The sequence below is a fragment of the Paenisporosarcina sp. P4_D4 genome, assembly GCF_056401835.1.
On record NZ_JBFUIO010000296.1, the window covers coordinates 1 to 1,360 of the forward strand.

General features: G+C 30.9%; 1 protein-coding gene and 1 pseudogene. Both read left to right on the plus strand.

The window, feature by feature from the left end; genetic code table 11:
- Positions 1–209 (plus strand): annotated as a pseudogene (locus AC1DSL_RS18260) (hypothetical protein); the annotation flags it as partial.
- Positions 210–349: 140 nt separating this feature from the next.
- On the plus strand, positions 350–1,198 hold the full coding sequence (locus AC1DSL_RS18265) for an MBL fold metallo-hydrolase (RefSeq protein ID WP_477533339.1): 849 nt from the start codon (positions 350–352) through the stop codon (positions 1,196–1,198).
- The last annotated feature ends 162 nt before the right edge of the window (positions 1,199–1,360 follow it).

Below are 1,360 nucleotides of genomic sequence, written 5' to 3' on the forward strand. Positions count from 1 at the left end.
ATCTTGAACAGTTAAGTAAAGTAAGAGAACGCACGCTAGATTTATTTAAGCAAATAGAGGACATCTGGTTGGATGAAGTTTCACCCTTTGGTCCTGATCATGTAGCTAACAACTATTTCCGATGGTTTCATGTATTTGAAGATGAGCTAAATCATCGAGGTCAAATCCGTCTAATTCGCAACCATATGAATAGAGAACAGGAGAACTAATTCCATATTGAAAAAAGGAGGGACAAGTCCAATGGTAAAGAAATAAAATGAGAAAATCTTAATTTATTTTATTTACTTTAGAATAAACATGTAGGTTTTCTCTTTCGTAGAATTAATATCTAGAAAAGAGGAGAAATAACATGTTAAATAAATTCAGTGATACTATTTCTTATTTATCTAATCAAGATGATAATGAACGACCGACATTAGGACTGGTATGTGGTGACMGATATAGTCTAATAATAGATTCTGGTAATTCTCCTCAGCATGCTAAGGACTTTTTACTAGAAATCGAGAAGCTAAATGTACCACCAGTTAAATATGTTGTTATTACCCATGCACATTGGGATCATTTTCTAGGAATGAATGAATTTGATGCAACTGTTATAGTTAATAGTCAAACGAACGAAATGATAAAAGAATGGCAAAGTTTATCCTATGACGATAGTTCACTCCAGAGGTATGTGAATACTAATCAAATGAGTGCTATGTGTATGAAGATTGTACAAACTGATATGCCAAACAGGGATAGTTTTAAGTTAAACTCTCCAGATGTAATCTTTGAAAAAACACTAACTATTGATTTGGGTAATAAAATTTGCATACTTGAAAAAATCAAAAGTACTCATTCAGATGACTCTACAATCATTTATATTCCAGATGAAAAAGTTGTTTTTTTAKGTGATTGTGCATATGGTACAACCACAAATTCTTTATTTCATTACAAGCAATCATTGTTATTGCCAATGATTAACGACATACAAAAATATAATGCTGAAATGTTTCTACTTGGTCATGAATCGATCTGCGATTCCACTGAAATGGATATATATTGGAAAGAGTTAATAAGTGCAAGTCGTGTTGTAAAATCGACCTCACTAGAAGATGCTATAGAGAGCTTTAAGTCAGAAAATAAAAGGAATCCTAATGATAATGAATTATTTTTCATAAAATCATTTGTTAACGACCATATTATTCAATCACTATAATTCTATAAAATACATCAAAAAATAACCAATGGCCACCTCATTTAAAATTGAAATGAGGTGGCTATTTAATTGGTTATTTTTTGTCAAATACGACATAAGTAGTATATATTTTTCAAATCTCTTGTTGAACTAAACTGCCCCGTTAGTTCAATAAGAAAAGAG